General features: G+C 48.5%; 15 protein-coding genes. All 15 read right to left on the bottom strand.

Going from position 1 to position 14,887, the window contains the following annotated elements:
- Positions 1-6: 6 nt before the first annotated feature.
- The 15 genes from ACFSUB_RS03170 to hepT all read right to left on the bottom strand — a co-directional run bounded on the left by ACFSUB_RS03170 (position 7) and on the right by hepT (position 14,886).
- On the bottom strand, positions 7-882 hold the full coding sequence (locus tag ACFSUB_RS03170; RefSeq protein WP_380711728.1) for a hypothetical protein: 876 nt from the start codon (positions 880-882) through the stop codon (positions 7-9).
- Between the two features lie 275 nt (positions 883-1,157).
- Positions 1,158-2,258, bottom strand: coding sequence for a prephenate dehydrogenase (locus tag ACFSUB_RS03165; RefSeq protein ID WP_380711727.1), 1,101 nt, complete (start codon positions 2,256-2,258; stop codon positions 1,158-1,160).
- Positions 2,259-2,343: 85 nt separating this feature from the next.
- Complete coding sequence (hisC, locus tag ACFSUB_RS03160; RefSeq protein WP_380711726.1) at positions 2,344-3,450, bottom strand: histidinol-phosphate transaminase; 1,107 nt, start codon at positions 3,448-3,450, stop codon at positions 2,344-2,346.
- A gap of 46 nt (positions 3,451-3,496) precedes the next feature.
- Complete coding sequence (trpA, locus tag ACFSUB_RS03155) at positions 3,497-4,303, bottom strand: tryptophan synthase subunit alpha (RefSeq protein ID WP_380713167.1); 807 nt, start codon at positions 4,301-4,303, stop codon at positions 3,497-3,499.
- Positions 4,303-5,499, bottom strand: a complete 1,197-nt coding sequence (gene trpB, locus ACFSUB_RS03150) for a tryptophan synthase subunit beta (RefSeq protein WP_380711725.1) — start codon at positions 5,497-5,499, stop codon at positions 4,303-4,305. The genes trpA and trpB overlap by 1 nt, the downstream gene beginning before the upstream one ends.
- Positions 5,477-6,136 (bottom strand): phosphoribosylanthranilate isomerase, encoded by a 660-nt coding sequence (locus tag ACFSUB_RS03145; protein WP_380711724.1) that lies wholly within the window; start codon positions 6,134-6,136, stop codon positions 5,477-5,479. Before ACFSUB_RS03145 ends, trpB begins: the two co-directional genes overlap by 23 nt.
- 1 nt (position 6,137) lies before the next feature.
- On the bottom strand, positions 6,138-6,893 hold the full coding sequence (trpC, locus tag ACFSUB_RS03140) for an indole-3-glycerol phosphate synthase TrpC (RefSeq protein WP_380711723.1): 756 nt from the start codon (positions 6,891-6,893) through the stop codon (positions 6,138-6,140).
- The gene (gene trpD / locus ACFSUB_RS03135; protein ID WP_380711722.1) at positions 6,874-7,911 is read right to left on the bottom strand and encodes an anthranilate phosphoribosyltransferase; all 1,038 of its coding nucleotides are present in this window, start codon (positions 7,909-7,911) and stop codon (positions 6,874-6,876) included. The genes trpC and trpD overlap by 20 nt, the downstream gene beginning before the upstream one ends.
- Positions 7,904-9,418: an anthranilate synthase component I gene (gene trpE / locus ACFSUB_RS03130; protein WP_380711721.1), complete on the bottom strand. Its 1,515-nt coding sequence runs from the start codon at positions 9,416-9,418 to the stop codon at positions 7,904-7,906. The genes trpD and trpE overlap by 8 nt, the downstream gene beginning before the upstream one ends.
- A 239-nt stretch (positions 9,419-9,657) precedes the next feature.
- A complete protein-coding gene (aroH, locus tag ACFSUB_RS03125) occupies positions 9,658-10,041 on the bottom strand; it encodes a chorismate mutase (RefSeq protein ID WP_380711720.1) in 384 nt (127 codons plus the stop codon).
- Position 10,042: 1 nt separating this feature from the next.
- A complete protein-coding gene (aroB, locus tag ACFSUB_RS03120; protein WP_380711719.1) occupies positions 10,043-11,149 on the bottom strand; it encodes a 3-dehydroquinate synthase in 1,107 nt (368 codons plus the stop codon).
- On the bottom strand, positions 11,131-12,303 hold the full coding sequence (gene aroC, locus ACFSUB_RS03115; protein WP_380711718.1) for a chorismate synthase: 1,173 nt from the start codon (positions 12,301-12,303) through the stop codon (positions 11,131-11,133). Before aroC ends, aroB begins: the two co-directional genes overlap by 19 nt.
- 109 nt (positions 12,304-12,412) lie before the next feature.
- Positions 12,413-13,231 (bottom strand): CheR family methyltransferase, encoded by an 819-nt coding sequence (locus ACFSUB_RS03110; RefSeq protein ID WP_380711717.1) that lies wholly within the window; start codon positions 13,229-13,231, stop codon positions 12,413-12,415.
- A 148-nt stretch (positions 13,232-13,379) separates the two neighbouring features.
- Complete coding sequence (ndk, locus tag ACFSUB_RS03105; RefSeq protein WP_380711716.1) at positions 13,380-13,823, bottom strand: nucleoside-diphosphate kinase; 444 nt, start codon at positions 13,821-13,823, stop codon at positions 13,380-13,382.
- A gap of 91 nt (positions 13,824-13,914) precedes the next feature.
- Positions 13,915-14,886 carry a heptaprenyl diphosphate synthase component II gene (hepT, locus tag ACFSUB_RS03100; RefSeq protein WP_380711715.1) on the bottom strand — a complete coding sequence of 324 codons (972 nt, stop codon included), beginning with the start codon at positions 14,884-14,886 and terminating at the stop codon, positions 13,915-13,917.
- Position 14,887 lies beyond the last annotated feature (1 nt).

Below are 14,887 nucleotides of genomic sequence, written 5' to 3'. Positions count from 1 at the left end.
TGCTCGTTACGCGTAATCAATAGAACGCAGCCGCCCCGGGAAAATTCCAGCGCAGCAGTTTCCGGATGGAGCGGTCGACGTGCAGACACTCCCCGCTTTCAGGACGTGCCCTCTCATGACGACAATATCCGGATTTCTGTCCGAAATCAATGCCTCTTTCCGGGTTCTTCCCGCCTGTTCTGATTTATAGTATAACAGATAATCCGCATCACCTCTAACGACAGAGCCCTTTTTAGGGTACAGGCCGCAAAACTGAAGTTCTTTTTTATTCAGTACCGGCCCTGATTTCAGTGGAAGAACCGGGAATTCAGCAGCCAAACCATTTTCCCATTCTGTTTTCAGGCGGTTCTCTTTTAACGTTTCAGGGGGAGGGAAACGAAACATAAAGCTGAGAGTCGAAGGACCGACAGCCTGACGGATCCAGTCCCAGGCTACGTTTTTGCAGTCATTATACGAGGAAAATGTAACTTCAATGAGCGGGTATTTGTTTAGAATCACTCCTTGAATAAATGTAGAAGTGAGTCTGTTCGAAGGAATGGATGGGACGAGCATATAATCAACCGGCGGGGCGAGTTCACGCTGAATGTTTCTCCCGTGTTCTTCCAATTCACGTCGTGATTTAACCGGCATCAGGAGAAGAACTGTCGTGATTCCTCTACAGATCATGTTCGTCCATTTCTTATCCGCCTCTTTTCCAAAAAAGGAGTATACACTTCCTCCCAAAGCTGTTTCTGCCGGGGTAATAAAAAACTCCCCGGCCTCCATTCTCATCACCCTTTCACGGCGGTTCGGCCAGTGTCCGGTAAACGACTGGTTCTGAACCTTCACATTACACACTTTTTTGCATCCCGGTTCCTCTGCCGACATCAGCCAGTAGTTCATTCTGCTTCCCCTCCTCTTATGTGAAGCATTATATGCAGGACAACCCAGGGACAGAAGGGAAGATACAGAAAGGAGAAACGGCGGCATAACAAAAAGACCCGGTACGTAAACGCTTACATACCGGGTTAACAAAAAGTTATTCCATTTTTAGTATGGATAGGAGTGGAGAGAAACCATACACTTACCCTATTATAACTTTTTTCACCTTTTTGTCAAGTATCTCCAAAAAACCTGGAAGGAAACGTCAGCTGTACGCTTCCTTCTCTGCAGGTTCTCTAGTTCATAATATATGTTTCATAAAAGGCTTGTTCGAGCCGGTTTTTTCCTTCAAGCCTTTCCTGATCGGAACGGAACGTCAGCTGCAGGACGCCCATAATATCCTCTCTCGTTTCAATGATTCTGATATTGATAATGCTGATCCCGCTTTCAGCAAGCATGCCGGTGACGTCGGATATGACACCGGGATGGTCCGGTACATCCACAAAAAGATCATAGTGGGAAGGAAGTACTCCCTGTTCTTTGGCGGGAAGTCCATCCCGAAACGACTTGGCGGATCCGAAATATTCAAGTATGCCGTCACTGTCTTCTTCTTCAAGCATAGCCTCTACGGATTCCATCTGGGCTTTCCACTGGTTCATAAGATCAAGCATCACCTGTTTATTATGAAGTAGAATATCCCGCCACATAACCGGACTGGCCGAAGCGATCCGTGTGATATCACGGAAGCCTCCTGCTGCCATTCTTGTTACCAGAGAGTCGTCTTTATGAGTATTTTTTACCTGCTGCACAAGACCTGCTGCAATAATATGCGGAAAATGGCTGATCAGCCCGGCCAGCTCATCATGCTGATCCGCTGTCAGTTCCAGAAATTGAGCACGGGTTCCCTTGAGCCAATCCTGCAGCTGCACAATAGTAGAAGCAGAAGTACCCTGAACCGGGGTCAGTACATAAAAGGCATTTTCAAATAAATGTGCCTTGGCAGCCTGGACGCCGCTTTTATGCGACCCTGCCATCGGGTGGCCTCCGACAAATTCAACCCCTTTTTCATGCAGCATATCGGCTTTTTCCACAATCCTTTTTTTCGTGCTTCCAACATCTGTAACAATGGCCCCCTGCCGCAGGGGTATACCGAGCAGTTGTTCTATCATTACTTCCGTTTTTGTTACAGGTACAGCAAGAATAATCAGTTCTGCATCTGCTGCCGCCGTGGAAATATCGGTCGTATCCTCATCAATGACACCCAGCGAACGCGCAAGCCTCAGCTGATTTTCGTCAATATCGACTCCGGTAATATGTACATCGTGTTCATTTTTAATGGACAAGGCAATGGAACCGCCTATCAGCCCCATCCCTACTACACAAATGTTCCTTGGCACTGCTTGTTCCTCCTTCTTACCTGTGTGTCTGATTCCCTGCACACAAAACAGACGCTCTGCGCACTGGCAGAGCGGCCGTTCAACATTACTGTTCAGACAAGGCGCTGTTTTCGTTCAAACTTTCTTCCAAAGCCTTCAGGAATAATCGATTCTGTTCTTTTGTTCCCGCAGTCACCCGTATGGAATCAGGGAAGCCGAGGGGCTCGCCGGAACGAACGATAAACCCTTTTCTCAGCAGCGAATCAAACATTGTGTTTCCTGGAATGCCGGTATCCATCAGCAGAAAGTTCGTCTGGGACGGAAGATAGGACAGACCGTGTGATTCGCAGAAACGTTCAAATTCATCCAGCGCTTCCCTGTTCTCTCTCCGGCAGCTTTCTACATAGTCCTGATCTTGCAAAGCGGCTGCAGCTGCTTTCTGCGCGATCGTTGTCGTATTAAATGGAGGCCGGATTGGGTCAAGTGCCTGTACGAGTTCTTTTGAACCTGCACCGTACCCGACCCGGAACGAAGCCAGCCCGTATGCTTTTGAAAAAGTACGGAGTACCATAAGATTCGGGTAGTCCTCCAATAAAGAAAGAGTGTCCGGATAGTCAGGCGCTGTAACGTATTCAATGTAGGCTTCGTCGGAAACGACGAGGACATCCGACGGCACCTGCTCTATGAAAGATTCGAATTCCTCTTTCGTTGTATACGTACCTGTAGGATTATTAGGATTGCACACCCAAATGATCCGGGTGTGTTCATCCACCCGTTCGAGCATCGCCGGAAGATCATGATACCCGTTTTTCAGAGGAACTTCTCTTATTTCAGCCCCTTCCACAACAGCATTATGTTTGTATTGGGAAAATGTGGGCGCTGCCATCACTGTGTTTGTTTCCGGTGTTAAAAGCGCACGGCACAACATCAGAATAACTTCATCGGATCCCGCACCGAAAATAAGCTGCGACGGATCTATATTCAGATGCACAGCTACTGCCGAGCGGAGCTCTGCCGCGTAGCCGTCCGGGTAAATTTCCGGATGGCCGGCAGCGTCGGCCGCAGCATCAGCCGCAGCCGGGGAAGGACCATGTGGGTTTTCATTGGATGCCAGTTTATGCACTTCAGAAAGACCAAGTTCCTGCTTTACCTCTTCCATCGGTTTGCCTGGTTTGTAAGGCTCCATACCGATAATTTGTGTTTTTACCTTCATCGTCATCTGCACCTTTCATCATTTCACAAAATCTTCTTTCTCTATCTTACGACGAAATGAGAGAGGACACAAACGATTTTACCGCATCAAGTGCTCTTGATCTCTCTTCCGGATTCTTGAAATGTTCCAGGTTCTCCTCCACTTTTTTCATAATTGCGCTTCCTACAATAACACCGTCACATACACCCTCCAGGCTTTGAACCTGGGCTGGATTGGATATTCCGAACCCAGCTGCGACCGGAACACTGCTGTTCTTTTTCACTTTTTCAATAAAGGAGTAAGCTTCCGGAGGAAAACTGTCTCTCGTCCCTGTCACGCCCAGACTCGATACGCAGTACAGAAACCCTTCTGCTTCCCCGGCGAGTTTTTCAATACGGTCTCCGGATGTCGGCGCAACAAGCGTTATGTTTACAAGTTCGTGTGCGGCGGCCATGTTATGGATTTCTCTGCTTTCTTCGTAAGGAAGATCAGGTATTAAAACACCGTCGCCGCCGTTTTCTTTTAATTCATCAAAAAAGTGCTGCTCCCCCATCTGCAGTACAGGATTGTAATAAGTAAAAGCGATTACGGGAATGGTCAGACCCCTCTGCCGCATAACCGGAATCAGCTCAACAGCACGCCGCAGACTCATATCGTTGTGCAAGGCGCGGGAGGCGGACCGCTGCAGAAGCGGCCCGTCAGCGAGCGGATCGGAATACGGAATACCGAGTTCAAGGATATGTGCGCCGGCTTCCTCAAGCTTCAGAGCGAGATCAATGGTCGTTTCCGGATCAGGGTCGCCTGCCATGATAAAAGGAATGAAGAGCGGGTATTCTGTCTGTTCCGCTGCTTTTTGCACTCTGGTTTTCTCCATCATTGGGTCTCCTTTTCCATGAATTCCTTAATGGAATGCACGTCTTTATCGCCTCGGCCCGAGAGACAGATCACGATGGATTGATCCTTTGACATCTGCTCTGCCTGCTGAAAAGCAAGGTGCAGGGCGTGCGCTGATTCCACGGCGGGAAGAATTCCTTCTTTTTTTGTTAAAAGGGTTAATGCATCCAGTGCTTCTTTATCCGTTACACCTTCATAGGTCACACGTCCTGATTCGGCTAAATGAGCATGCTCGGGTCCTATACCGGGATAATCAAGACCTGCCGAAATGGAATATGGTTCTATAATCTGACCGTTCTCATCCTGAATCAAATACGTGAGCGAACCATGAATAACACCTTTTGTTCCTTTGTTAATCGTGGCTGCATGTTTATCGGTGTGCATGCCCTCTCCGGCCGCTTCAGCACCGTAAAGCTTTACATCGTCATCAAGAAAAGGGTGGAACATTCCGATCGCATTACTGCCCCCGCCTACACAGGCGAAGACAGCGTCCGGAAGGGAGCCTGTTTTCTGCACTGTCTGTTCTCTTGTTTCGTCCCCTATAATTCTCTGAAAATCCCGTACCATTCTCGGATAGGGGTGAGGGCCGACAACGGAACCAATGAGATAAAATGTATCTTCCACGTTTGCCACCCAGTACCGTATCGCGTCATTGGTGGCATCCTTTAATGTTTTACTTCCGGAGTGCACCGGTACGACTTCCGCTCCAAGCAGTTCCATCCGAAAGACATTCAGCTCCTGTCTGCGTGTGTCTTCCTCCCCCATGAACACTTTGCACTCAAGGCCCATGGCAGCACATACCGTAGCCGTTGCAACACCGTGCTGTCCGGCACCTGTTTCGGCAACAATTTTTTTCTTTCCCATTCTCCTGGCAAGCAGAGCCTGTCCGATGGCATTGTTCAGTTTATGCGCCCCGGTGTGCAGGAGATCTTCTCGTTTCAGATAGACCGAAGCACCTCCGAGATAATGTGTGATTCGTTCCGCGTACGTCAGAGCTGTCGGTCTTCCTGCATACTCACGGAGTGTCTGGTGGTATTCATCCATAAACGATGGATCTTCCATCGCCTCGTCCAGCGCTTTCTCCAATTCCTCCAGGGCATACATCAACGTCTCCGGCACAAATTTACCGCCGAAATTTCCATATCTTCCTTTTTCATCGGGATACATGGTTTTCATTGCTGTTCAACCTCTTTTCCATTTCCATCACAAGGGATTTATCTTTTTTTCCTTCTTTTTCTATACCGCTCGATACGTCGACACCCCACGGTTGAAAGGAAAGCAGTTCGCCTGCGTTTTTGGGTGTCACTCCACCTGCAATCAATAAAGGGAGGCCGCGGTCTTTTCCAAATGAAACATAACGGGGGATGTGAGACCAGTCAAACCGCTGTCCGGTACCGCCCCGCGCTCCCTTCACTTTTGCATCTATAATGAAGCCGTCGGCCGTTCCGGTGTACTGCTCCATTTTCTCCAGGGTCTGTTCTTCATGAGGCACAGCCTTCCAGATTTCTTTTCCGGTGGATTGTTTGATATGTTCAAGATGATGAAGGGGTTCATCCCCGTGAAACTGAATAATATCCGGGTCCAGTATTTCCACCACCCGTTCTATTTCGGCTGCTTTTTCGTTGACAAATAACACGGCAATTTTCTTCCCGGGGAGCGGGCACGCGTCGAGCCATTTTTTTACGGATTCAGGAGTGACCCGCCGGCGGCTCTCTGCCATCACAAAGCCGGCAAAATCAGCACTTGATTCCGAGACCGCGATAACATCTTCCAGAGAGTGCAGACCGCAGAGTTTCAGCTTCGGTGCTGTCATTTCAGATCACTCCTCTCAGCTTTTTCAATGCGGTTTCCACATTGTCCTGACGCATCAGAGACTCCCCTACGAGAACGGCCCGGGCCCCTGTGTTCTGTACAAAGGCCATATCTTCAGGTGTGTAAATGCCGCTTTCACTAACCAGCAGGCTTTCCGGGGGAATCCGGGGGCTCAGTTCCTTCGTTACGTCAAGAGATGTTTCAAATGTTGTCAAATCCCTGTTGTTAATACCTATGAGCATCGGCTTAAACAACCCGAGCACAGCCTCCAGCTCCTCCAGAGAATGGCATTCCACTAGGACTTCCATTCCCTTTTCCACAGCCGCATGATACAAATCATGAAGCTTTTTCGGCTCAAGGGCGGCTGCAATCAGCAGTACGGCATCCGCCCCCATTCGTCTGCTTTCTTCAATCTGTACTTCCTCTATCATAAAATCTTTGCGGAGGACGGGCAATCCGGTTTTATGCTTCACTTCTGTTAAATAATCCCTGCTTCCCTGAAAATATGTTTCATCGGTTAATACGGAAAGGGCTGCCGCGCCGCCTTTTTCATACTGGCGGGCAATATCCGCGGGATCAAACGGAGAACGAATCAAACCTTTTGACGGCGATGCTTTTTTCACCTCGGCAATGACCTGCACCGCATCTGGATCCGCCCTCAATGCTTTTGTCAGGGAATATTTCGTAACCGGTGCCTCCTCCGGCATCGTCAGTGTCTTTAGTTCATCTCTTTTGGTATCAAGAATTCGATGAAGCATGATTTGCATCCACCCCGCTCTGCTGCAGATTATTCAAGTGCTGCATGACCGTGCCGTTATCGATCACTTCTGCAGCAAGCACAGCCCCTTCTTCAAGCGTACGGCACTGACCTGCTGTATAAAGACCCGCTGCCATATTCATGAGCAGAATATCTCTGGAAGCCCCGTACTTTCCGCCTTTTAGTACAGATCGAATGAGTGCAGCACTTTCCTGTACATTCTGCACTTGTGCGTCTTTAACCGGTGACGTGCGGAGTCCGAAATCTTCAGGACTAACGGTATATTCTTTCACTTCACCGTCCCGCAGTTCCGCTGCATACGTTATGCCGGCGGTCGTAATTTCATCCATTCCGTCACTGCCTGTCACAAAAAGCGCCCGCTCAGCACCAAGTCTGTTTAATACTTCTGCCATTTTTCTACCGTAGTCTTTGTCGAACACCCCGATGACCTGGGCACGCGCTCCGGCCGGGTTCGTGAGTGGTCCAAGGAGGTTAAAAATAGTTCGGAATCCGATTTCTTTTCTCGGTGTGACGGCATGCTTCATCGATGTATGGTATAAAGGAGCAAACAAAAATGCCAGATGGTGCCGCCGCAATGACTCTGCCGCTGTTTCCGGGGTCGTCTGCACAGGGATCCCGAGGGCTTCCAGAACGTCGGCACTGCCGCTTTTTGAAGATACCGACCGATTTCCGTGCTTGGCTACAGGAACACCCAGCGAAGATAAGCCGATGGCGGATGCTGTCGATATATTGTAAGTGGAGCTCATATCGCCTCCGGTGCCGCACGTATCTATAACGTATTCTTCCTCATGCTTCATCGGTATGACATGACTCCGCATAGAAGCTGCAAAGCCGGTCATTTCCTCCACTGTTTCCCCGCGGTAGCGAAGCACCGTTAAAAGGCTTGCGATCTGACTTTCTGTAGCCCGACCTTCCATAATTTCGTCCATTGCTTCTTCTGCCTGTTTCTCCGATAGGCTTTTGCCTTCCATACATGTCTTTAATATCTCTTTAAACATGATGATTGTCCCCCTTTTCCGAAAAAACCGCTTCTGCCGCTTCAACCGCCCTAAGCAGAGCTGCTGCTTTATTCTGTGTTTCCTCGTACTCTTTTTCTGGCACAGAATCCGCTACAATGCCTGCACCAGCCTGTATCTTTGCTTTGCCGTTTTCAACAACCATGGTTCGGATGGAAATACAGGAATCAATATTGCCGTCATACCCGAGATAACAGACTGCACCCGAATAAATGCCGCGGCGGTGCGGCTCCAGACTTTTGAGTATTTCCATCGCACGGAATTTCGGCGCTCCTGAAACGGTTCCTGCGGGAAAAGACGCCTGCAGCGCTTCAATAGGCGTTATTTCTTTTTTGAGCTCCCCGGTTACTTTGGAAATGATGTGCATAACATGGGAAAACTTCCCTATATCCAGCAGGACCGGCGTTTGTACCGATCCGTACTCTGCAACTCTTCCCGCGTCATTTCTGGCCAGATCAACAAGCATGTAATGTTCGGCGCGTTCCTTCTCGTCCTGAAGGAGCTCGCGGGTCAATTCTTCATCCTCTTCCACGGAACGCCCCCTCTTTCTTGTTCCGGCGATAGGATGGATTTCAATACGGCGGTCCTGCACCTGAACAAGTCTTTCCGGTGAGCTGCCGACCACTTCTTTTTCCCCAAGCTTCAAATAAAACAAGTACGGGGAAGGATTGATCATCCGGAGTGCCCGGTAGATATCAAAAGCTTCAACGGATACTGTCCGCTCAAAGCGCTGGGACAGAACAGCCTGAAAAATGTCGCCTGCATTTATATATTCTTTGATGCGTTCGACATCCTGTTCGAATTTTTCTTTCGGGTAGTACGAGTATACCTTTGAAAAATCAGCTTCGGCCTTTTTCCCAAGGGGATCCTGAAGAGAGCCGGTCGTCCGGCCCCCTGTTGTCAAAACATCCAAAAGCTGCTTCACCCCGGCAGCCGCATGGTCATATCTTTCGGACAGGGAAACATCTGTATCTTTGTTGTAATGGATAAATGTCAGTTCCCTGTTTTCATGATCCATGGCTATAATCGTTTCACAAAACTGCAGGGTGACATGATCTTCCCGGGGATCGTCTTCTTCCCTTTGAAGATCGGGTTCAAAATCTTCGATGCTGTCATACGGAATGACACCAACAGCACCGCCCAGAAAAGGAATATCAACTTCCGGCGGAGCGGGCGCAAGATACTGGATTGCTTCGTCAAAGAGAACCGAAAGCGAAGTGTTTTCCTTCAGGAGCGCTCCTTTTTCATCAGCAAACGCATAGCTGCCACCGTGGTCCGTAATGGTAAATTGAGGATGCAGTCCAATAAAAGAATACCTGGACCACGGGGAAGCTTCATCTTTACTTTCCAGCAGAAAGACCGCTTCTTCCTGAAACTTCTGAAACACTTCTATCGGGGTCAGAGTATCGGTAAAAAATGTACGGACATAGGGAATCATACTGTAGTTTTGTGCCTGTTTACAAAATGTTGAAAATGATGTCTCGGACATGTGCTCACCTCTTTACGTATTGGAAGAAGAGAGCGGGCAGGAGTAAAGCGCGTGAGGCGGCTCACACGGAAACCGCCGCTGCATATAGACGGGGAAGGGTATAATCATTTAAAAAGCCTGAAACAGCGCTGTTTCAGGCACACGTATCCAATCCATGCTCTGCTGCGCTCATCTCTGCTATTCTCATCACTCTCTGCTCTACTCTTCTCATGTACTGGCTATTCTAATCTACTTTCATCTTACCGGGTGCCTTTTCGTTTTGTCAACTCTAAATCCGGACGAAGGCTGACTGCGTCATTTAAGTAAACATGATTGACTTCCTGCTGCACAGCTTCGGTCTCTGCCGTCATCATCACCCGTATACAGAGCGGCAGACTGTCCGGAACCGGAATTTCCCGGGCACACATGACCGGTACAAACTGCCACCCATCAATTAATCTTGTCGCTTTTGCCGGAAACGCCGCATCGAGGTCCTCCGTTACCGTAAACCATATGTGGGAGACCTTCTCAGAGGAAATATTGTTTTCCTTGATCATTTTTTCCAAAAGTCGTTTTGTGCTGCTTACAATCTGTTCTTCGGTATTTTTCTTCACCGTCGTCGCTCCGCGTACTCCTCTAATCATCTCAGTATTCCCCCTTTTTCATTTCCGACAGCAGATGAAGGATATCGCGTTCCTCCACATTTGCAAGAAATGGTTTCCCCGGGGAGGCAGCCAGTACGAACGTCAATTCACCGGCTCGTGCTTTTTTATCACTTTTCATCGTTTCAACGAGTGCAGCCGGTTCAAAAGCAGCCGGTGCTTCCACCGGGTACCCGAGTGTTTTAAACCACGCGGTCTCCGCCGCGGTATCCCACTCTGAATACTGAAGATAATTGCTTACCTTCATCGCAAAAATCATTCCTGCTGCCACAGCTTCCCCGTGGGTTAAGTCTTTGTAACCCGATGCTTTTTCCAGAGCGTGGCCGAGCGTGTGACCGAAATTAAGAAATGCGCGCACCCCTGCTTCGCGTTCATCTTCTTTGACTATATCTGCTTTAACGGTCATGGATTGTTTCAGAAACTGTTTCAGGGAGCCTTTTTTCATATCCTCCGTGTTTTGAACATCCATCCTGAGGCGGGCCAGGAGATCCGGGTCTTTAATGACGCCATGCTTAATCATCTCGGCAAACCCGGAACGCCATTCCTTGTCAGGAAGAGAAGCAAGCGTATCTGTGTCATACAACACGGCTTCGGGCTGATGAAATGCTCCGATAAGATTTTTTCCGAGAGGATGGTTAATGCCTGTCTTTCCTCCCACACTGCTGTCCTGGGCAAGCAGGGTTGTAGGTATCTGCACAAAGGATATTCCTCTCATATATGTAGCAGCAGCAAACCCTGCCAGATCACCAACCATTCCGCCGCCAAGAGCCACAATGACAGAATGCCGGTCGAGGCGGGCATTGATACAGGCTGTCATTACCTGCTCGTACCCTTCCAGCGATTTGGAGTGTTCTCCTGCCTCTAGCGTGTGAAGTTGAACCGGAAGCAGCGGTTCCAGTGAAGAAAGCACTGTTTCTGCATAAAGCGGTGCTGTATTGGAATCACTGATGATCAGCGCCCGGCTCTTTCCTTCAAGTACAGAGGCCAGAAGGTCTGCACTTCGGTGAAGCAGGCCTTCTCCTATATATACCGGGTACTCCCTGCTTGACGTATCAATAATCAACTGCTCCACTAAAAATCCCTCGCCCATTCTTTATGCTGCTCTACCGCCTGCTTTACAGCGTCCACTCTGTCGGAACCGAACATATCCAGAACGGCAGCGGCTACTTCAAATGAAATGACGTTCTCCATCACAACCGAGGCTGCCGGCACGGCGCAGCTGTCCGAACGTTCGATGCTTGCGTTGAAAGGTTCCTTCGTCTCAATATCAACGCTCTGCAGAGGTTTATACAATGTCGGAATAGGTTTCATGACCCCTTGGATGATGACCGGCATACCATTGGTCATTCCACCTTCAAATCCACCCAGGTTATTCGTTTTGCGGTAATAACCGGTGCCGGCATCCCAGGCTATCTCGTCATGCACCTGGCTTCCCGGCATGCCTGCTGCATCAAAACCGATGCCGACCTCAACGCCTTTAAACGCGTTAATGCTGACGACTGCTCCTGCTATTTTGGAATCGAGCTTTCTGTCATATTGAACGTGGCTCCCCATTCCAACCGGCACTCCACTGATTACAGTCTGCACGACACCGCCGATGGAATCACCGTTTGCTTTCGCATCATCAATCGCCTGTTTCATTTTTTCTTCCACTTCCTGATCAAGACAGCGCACCGGGGAGGCTTCCGACCGTTCCTTGAGATCCAGCATGTTTTCGTATTCTACATTTTCCGCTTCGATCCCCCCGATTTCAAGGACCTGTCCTCCAACATCCATTCCGAGCGTATGAAGGACTTTTTTGGCAAGAGCTCCCGCGCATACGCGGGATGTCGTCTCCCGGGCCGAGGAACGTTCAAGTACATTGCGGAGGTCACGGTGTCCGTATTTAACAGCGCCGTTCAAGTCAGCGTGTCCGGGTCTCGGACGGCTGATCCGGCGTTTTACGTTCTGCTCTTCCTCCTCGGATAAAGGAGCCGTTCCCATAATACCTGTCCAGGACTGATAGTCTTTGTTTTCCACTACCATCGTAATAGGGGCTCCCGTCGTACGTCCGTGACGAACGCCGCTCATAAACTGTACCTTGTCCTTTTCAATCTGCATGCGCCGGCCGCGGCCGTAACCACCCTGGCGGCGCCGGAGTTCTTTGTTTATATCTTCTTCCAAAAGCTCCATACCCGCCGGCACGCCTTCGACAATCGTTGTTAACTGGGGACCGTGCGATTCTCCAGCTGTTAAGTATCTCATGTCCGCATTCCACTCCTTCTTCCGTATTCTCTCTTTCGTGCTTTTATGCATTAAATGATAACATATTTACAGACGCTTGTGTCGGGAAATAAACACACGTTTCATGCTTTTAAATGTCTTTTGTTTTCTTATAAAAAAATGTATCTTCGGTTGCAAATCCGAACTGTTCCGGGTTGAAGATCTGCTCTGTGCTTCCGACAAAAAGAATGCCGCCTGGTTTCAGCGCTCTGTTAAATTTCCTGTAAATCTCCCGTTTCGCCTCGTCGGTGAAATATATCAGAACATTGCGGCATATGATGATATCAAAGCCGGTTTCATATGTATCAGCAAGCAGATTATGCTTTTGGAACGTTACGTTACGTTTAACATCATCTGTGATGCGGCAGCCTGTTTCCTCCTGATGAAAATACCGGTTAATCACTGGCTTGGAAAGCTCTTTCAGCGCCCTTTCCGTGTAGAATCCTGTTTCCGCCCGTTTTAAGATGACATCATCAATATCGGTAGCTGTAATGCTGTAATCCTTCACCGCACTGCTTTCTTTCAGCATTATCGACATCGTATAAGGCTCTTCTCCTGTTGAACAGGCAGCCGACCATACTTTCAGGTGCGAAGACTGTTTCAAAAGGCGGGGCAGAATAACATCGCTCAGGACCTCCCAGCGTTTTGAATTACGGTAAAATTCAGATACATTTATCGTCATGCGCTCCAGGAACTTTTCCAGCACAGATTCATCTTTACTGATGCCTCTGTTAAAAAAATCATAGAAGCTTTGATATCCACGTTTCTCATAAAACGACGTCAGACGCCGCTTCATCTGCGCTTCTTTATAAAGCGACAAATCAATCCCTGTTTTTGTTTTCACATCCCTCTTAAAGCGCTCGTAATCCGATTCTGTTCCGGTACGGATTTTCTCTTCATTTTCACTCATATAGGTGCCCTCTTTCACTTTCTGAATCATGCTGTTATTGTATCATGACATACAGTAGGTGAATAGTCCGCAAAAAAGAGCCTGCTCCTGTCTTTCTTACAAAAAAAAGAACACCTTTTCACATAAAAAGGTGCTCCTCTGTAAATTTTTATACCCAATCTGTAACATTCTTCTCGTAAGACTGGATTTCGCTTTTGTCAAAAAACAGGTCAATTTCACGTGCTGCGCTTTCCTGGGAATCAGATCCATGAATGACGTTCATTCCGACCTGTACGGCGTAATCACCGCGGATGGTACCAGGAGCAGCTTCGGCGGGGTTGGTTGTCCCCATCATTTTGCGGGCTTCGGCGATGACGTTCTCCCCTTCCCAGACCATCGCAAACACGGGGCCGGACGTGATAAACGATATCAGGCTGTCAAAAAACGGCTTGTCCTTTAATTCATCATAATGTTTTTCCGCCATTTCTCCCGGGATGGTCATTAACTTTGCTGCTGCCAGGGTGTAGCCCTTGTTTTCAAAGCGCTGCACGATGTCCCCGACAAGATTCCGCTGTACGCCGTCCGGTTTCACCATAATAAACGACTGTTCCATCTTCATCCCTCTTTCTTATGTAATCGTTTTCTGAACCCGTCTGATTATATCAAACACTGAAAGCGTTAGCAACTTCTATTACATAAGGTCTTCAGCTGTTCCGGCTTCCGATATAAGAGGCAATATCCAGAAGGGATTTTTTGGCTGAAATATCCTCCAGACCGTCCAGGGAACGAAATGCCTTCTCCAAATACTGTCTACTGAGGGTTTTGGAATATTCAATGCCGCCGGAGTGGTTGATCATATCCAGAAGCGGAGAAATATCTCCGGGATCATCCCCTGATGTTCCGATAATATGGTTGATTTCTTCCCGGCAGAACGAGTCATGATGCATCGCATACAAAGCCGGGAGGGTTACGTTTCCCTGACGGAGATCGCCTCCGGCCGGTTTACCCAGTTCTTTTTCCGTCCCCGTAAAATCAAGGATATCATCAATGATCTGATAGGACATGCCAACGTTATATCCATAATAATAGAGACGATTTTGATCTTCACGTGACGCTCCTGCACTGATGGCCCCCAGCTGACAGCTTACTGCTATCAAAAGCGCGGTTTTACGCTTGATGCGGCGCAGATAGGTTTTGAAGTTCTGATCCCAGTTATATTGATCACGTATCTGCTCTATTTCTCCCAGACACATTTCCATCATCGCATTGGAAATCACCCGGTGAATCGTTTCATTCTCAAAAAACGAAGCTTTTTCAATCGCTTTTGCAAAAATGTAATCCCCTGTGTACATCGCCACCCGGTTGTCCCATCTCGCCTTAATCGTTTTACTGCCCCGGCGCAGATCCGCATCATCGATGACATCATCGTGAACGAGAGATGCCATATGAATCAACTCAAGAGCTGCAGCAATATATTTAACCCGGTCAATCTCGTACTGTCCAAATTTTGCGCTAAGCAGCACAAATACCGGCCGGATCCGCTTTCCTCCTGAATGAAGGAGGTGCAAAGACGCTTCCTGAAGTACCGGATGATCAGCTTCCACAGCACGTTCAAGTTCTGATTCTATTTTTTTTATATCCGGTTTGAGAAACATGTACAGATCGGCCAACTTCATG

It is taken from the genome of Salibacterium lacus, from assembly GCF_042684865.1.
GTDB classification, from domain to species: domain Bacteria; phylum Bacillota; class Bacilli; order Bacillales; family Marinococcaceae; genus Salibacterium; species Salibacterium lacus.
The sequence above is the reverse complement of the archived record's forward strand: the minus strand, read 5'-3'. Positions and strand labels throughout refer to the sequence as shown.